Here is a 1,997-nt window from a genome sequence, read left to right on the forward strand (position 1 = left end):
GTGGTGGGCTGGGCCGGTGCGGACACGCGGGGCACCTCTCGGTAGATGCCGACGCCTCTTCGGCGTCGAAGGGTTCTGGGGACGACGATAGCCCCGGGCGGGAAATCCCGCCCAGGGCTACCGTTCAGACACTGAGATCGTTACGGATGATCTCTCAGTCCTCGATGTCGTCGGGGAGCTGCACGTCGACGACCTCGGAGTTGCCTGAACCCCAGATGACGTCGGCGTTGATGGTCCAGTTCTCGCTCTCGCTCGACGAGAAGTCGTCGTTGAACGAGTCCGTCAGGTCGACGTTCGTCGACGCGTCGTTGTACGAGTTGTCGATCGTCCAGTCCTGCGACGCGTCGGTGAGGTCGACCGAGATGTCGGTCGTGTTGCCCACGTTGTCGTACGAGGTCAGCTCGGTGGTGTTGTTGATGTTGATGTCACCCTCGGCGTCGAAGTTCGTCGACGCGTCCAGCGAACGCGAGATCGTGACGTCGCCGCCGGCGGCGACAGCACCCTCACCCGACGCCGAGACGGCGCTGTTCGCGAAGCCCTGGCTGACGTCGCCACCCAGGATGCTCTGGTTCACAGACTGGTTGAGGATGGTGTCCTGGCTGTGGATGGTCACGTCGCCACCGAAGCCAGCCCATCCCTCGTAACCGGTGTTGTATGCGCGGCCGCCGATGTTGATGGAGTTGTCCGTGTGCGACTCGTCGAGGTAGGTGTTGCCGGAGTCGATCGTCACGACCGCGTCCACCGAGTTGTCCGAGTTGTCGGAGTTGTCGTTGAACGAGCCGTCGATGTCCCAGTCCGTGTTGTTCGAACCGACGTTGCCGGAGTCGACGACGGTCGTGTCGGACGTGTTGGTCTCCTCGTACGAGTTGTCGACGTTGCCGACGTTTTCCAGGTCGACGGCCAGGTTGTTGCTGTTGTTCGTCGTCGACTGGTTGCCGACGTTGAACCAGCCCTCGTTGCCCGAGTCGTCCACGTCACCGATGTTCCACACCATGATGTTCGTTCCTTAATTCTTGAAGAGGCTCAGGCCAGGGGCAGGTTGAGGTCCGCGGTGTTGAAGCTGTCGACGACCTCGGTGTAGTCGATGTCGATCGTGGTCTCGCTGTCGAACACCTCGGAGGTGTTGAACGAGCCGTCGGCCGAGTAGTTCTCCGAGAAGTCGTTGAACGAGTCGGAGACGTCGATGACGGTGGACTCGTCGGTGTACGAGTAGTCGAGGTTGTACTCGTTGTACGAGTCGACGACCGTGGTGACCGTGGTCTCGTTGCCGATGTTGATGTCGCCGCCCGCGTCGATGTTCGTGGACTGGTCGACGTCGTAGCTCCAGTCGACGTCGCCCCCGGCCGCGATCGAGCCCTCGCCCGAAGCAGCGACAGCCGAGTTGCCGAACACCTGGGTCACGGAGCCCTCAGAGGCGATGAGCTGGTTGGCCGACTGGTCGATGACGGTGTCGTTGCTCCAGATCTCGGTGTGACCCGAGCCGGCGGCGGCGGCGGACGAACCCGCACCCCAGGCGCCGGTGTTGTAGTCGCGAACACCGATGTTGACCGAGTTGTCGGTGGTCGAGGCGTCGGTGTACTCGTTGTACGAGCCCTCGGTCCAGTCCAGGTCGACCGAGTTGTCGGAGTTGTCCGAGTTGTCGTTGCCCGAGTCGGTGATGACGGTGGACTCGTTGTTGGAGTCCTCGTTGAACGAGCCGTCCACGTCGACGGTCGACTCGTTGGTGACCGTCTCGTTGGTGGTCTCGTTGAAGGAGTCCTCGGCGCTCAGGTCGGTGTTGACCGAGTTGTCCTCGTTGACCTCGTTGAGCGAGTCCGCGATGACCGTGTTGAGCGAGTTGTTGATGTCGCCAGTGGTAGGCATTTTTCCCATCCCATTTCTCGGGCCGCGGCCCGCAGGTGCTGTTCGTAGTTCCGAGATTAGGAACGGCCCGCGTTTCCGACATCGGGGGGACCCCCGGTATCGCTTTCGGGGTACCCCGGGGTTTCGTCCGGGGG

At 62.3% G+C, this 1,997-nt stretch carries 2 protein-coding genes; both read right to left on the reverse strand.

The genetic code is table 11. The features are described 5' to 3' along the window. Positions 1–154: 154 nt before the first annotated feature. Positions 155–994: a hypothetical protein gene (locus DBR36_RS09445; RefSeq protein ID WP_108318827.1), complete on the reverse strand. Its 840-nt coding sequence runs from the start codon at positions 992–994 to the stop codon at positions 155–157. Between the two features lie 29 nt (positions 995–1,023). Continuing rightward, complete coding sequence (locus DBR36_RS09450) at positions 1,024–1,863, reverse strand: hypothetical protein (protein ID WP_108318829.1); 840 nt, start codon at positions 1,861–1,863, stop codon at positions 1,024–1,026. Positions 1,864–1,997 lie beyond the last annotated feature (134 nt).

It is taken from the genome of Microbacterium sp. HMWF026 (assembly GCF_003061325.1).
Classification (GTDB): Bacteria; Actinomycetota; Actinomycetes; order Actinomycetales; family Microbacteriaceae; genus Microbacterium; species Microbacterium testaceum_E.

Bases quoted from the DNA above. Each gene is read 5' to 3' on its own strand.
- DBR36_RS09445 (WP_108318827.1), bottom strand. From the start codon at position 994: ATGGTGTGGAACATCGGTGACGTGGACGACTCGGGCAACGAGGGCTGG.
- DBR36_RS09450 (WP_108318829.1), bottom strand. From the start codon at position 1,863: ATGCCTACCACTGGCGACATCAACAACTCGCTCAACACGGTCATCGCG.